This is a genomic window from Hydrogenivirga sp. 128-5-R1-1 (assembly GCF_000171895.1).
In genome coordinates, this window is sequence record NZ_ABHJ01000151.1 from 1 (window position 1) to 2229 (window position 2229).

A 2229-nucleotide genomic window follows, 5' to 3' on the forward strand; every position below is an offset into this window, starting at 1 on the left:
ATTTGGATTGAAATTTTCTGTATCTATAGTATTCATTTTTGACAGACTTTCTTTAAGTTTAGTTGCCTTTTTCCTATTCATAAGTACTTTAATTTTTGGTATACTTAAAACTTCTTTAACTTTAAGTTTTATTTCTTCTTCTATTTGTTGAAGTGAAGTTCCTACCGTTCCTGGTTTGGTTATATATCCAAGTGCTCCACTATCAAGAGCATCAAGAGTTAAACTTGCATCCTCAGTGGTATAAGCACTTATTACAAGTATTCTGGTGGGTTTTTTACCCATTATTTCTTTTATTACTTCAATACCGTTTTTATTTGGCATTTCAATATCTAAAGTGATTAAATCATAATTATCATTTAAAGCTTTCCTTATCGCTTCTTCTCCATCTTTGGCAGTATCTACACTATATCCGAGGCTTTCCAATATTTTAGTTAAAATTCTTCTTGCAAGAGCTGAATCATCTACAACAAGTATCTTTTTTTGCAAAAATTATCTCCTTTAACATTATATTTATAATATTTATATCCAAATAGGATTATATATGCAATATATGAAATTACTTTAACATTCTTATAAATTCATCTACAGATACAGGAGGACTGAAAAGATAACCTTGATAAAAATTACATCCCAATTTTTTTAAGATTTCCAACTGTTGTTTTGTTTCTACACCTTCTGCAATAGTTTTTATTCCAAATATTTTTGCAATGTTTATTATAGATTTTACTAATTTGTAAACCTTTTCATCTTCAGTAATTTTCCTTATAAATTGCATATCTATTTTCAGATAATCAACGTCCAGGTTTATAAGATAACTTAACGAAGAATAACCTGTTCCAAAGTCATCTATAGATATTTTGAAACCTATATTTTTTATCTTTTGTAATAGTTCTTTACTTTCATATACTTCAACAGTTTCTCTTTCTGTAAGCTCTAAGGTTATAAGTTCTTTAACTTTAGAAAAATCAAAATCTGTTTTTATTTTGCATTTTGGGATGTATCCTTTTTCAAAAAATTCTATTATATTATTCACATATGCCGGCGTAATGTTTACAGATATTCTAACTTTTTTCTTTAGAGAGTTATCTATGTATTCTATAGTTTCTTTTGCTTTCAAAAGCATACATATATCTATTTCCTTTATAAGACCTGTCTGTTCTGCAACAGGTATAAACTTTGATGGAGGTATAAAATTTCCATTCTCATCTTTCCATCTTATTAATGCTTCTGCACCAACAATTTTGTTGGATGAAATTTTAACAATTGGCTGTAAATAGATATCAAAATCATTGTTTCTTATTGCTTCTTCAAGTTTATTTTCAATAGAAATTAAATCTTTTATAGTAGAATACTGCTCTTCAGAGTAATACTGAATAACATTTTTACCTTTGCTTTTTGAAATATCTAAAAGTCTTTCTAATTTCAATATAAGTCTTTCTATGTCAGATTCGTCTTCTGGATATCTGATTACTGCTATATTAAAATCTAATTTTAGTTTATGCTCATCTATTTTCACATTAGAAAGAACATTTTTAATTCCATCAACTATTTTTATAGGTTCATTTCTTGTACATACTATCGCAAATTCATCAAATCCAACTCTGAATACGTCCTCATTTATAAGAACACTGTCTAAAGTTTTCGCCAAAAATCTTAATACCTTATCTCCAAACTCTCTTCCATATTCCTCATTTATATACTTAAAATGATATATATCTATTAGAAATATAACAAAAGAAGTTTTTCTATCTTTTAAGTTTTTTAAATACTGAATAAAGAAATTTCTATTTCCAACTCCAGTAATTTCATCAAAATATTTTTGTAAGAAAAGCTTTTTCTGCTGATTGATATGTTCTAAAGCAAATCTTATATCATCTCTAATTTCAACTATAATATCTAATTCATCTTTTGTTTCTAAGTAATCAGTAGATTCAAAAAATATAGATATTAAATAAAAATCCTCATTAAATTGTACTGGTAAAAAAACTGCTGAGTTTATATTTTTGTTTATAAAAAACTCTTTTATATCTTTTTTTACAGGGAATTTTTTTATATTTGGAATATAGAACACTTTTTCAATATTGTTATTTTTCATATATCTCAATACTTCTTTTATTAGTATAAGAGTTTCTTTATCATCTTCTGATATGGATACATACTTACATAGTTTTTTAAATTTATTTCCTTTGATTCTTAGTACCTGAATTTTTTGATATATGAATGTCGTTA

At 25.8% G+C, this 2229-nt stretch carries 2 protein-coding genes; both read right to left on the bottom strand.

Annotated elements, in window-relative coordinates; all coding sequences use genetic code 11:
• The coding region (locus HG1285_RS04040; RefSeq protein ID WP_008288733.1) for a response regulator at positions 1 to 486 on the bottom strand (486 nt) is incomplete at its 3' end.
• A 70-nt stretch (positions 487 to 556) separates the two neighbouring features.
• On the bottom strand, positions 557 to 2229 hold a 1673-nt coding region (locus HG1285_RS04035; protein ID WP_008288734.1), incomplete at its 5' end, for a bifunctional diguanylate cyclase/phosphodiesterase.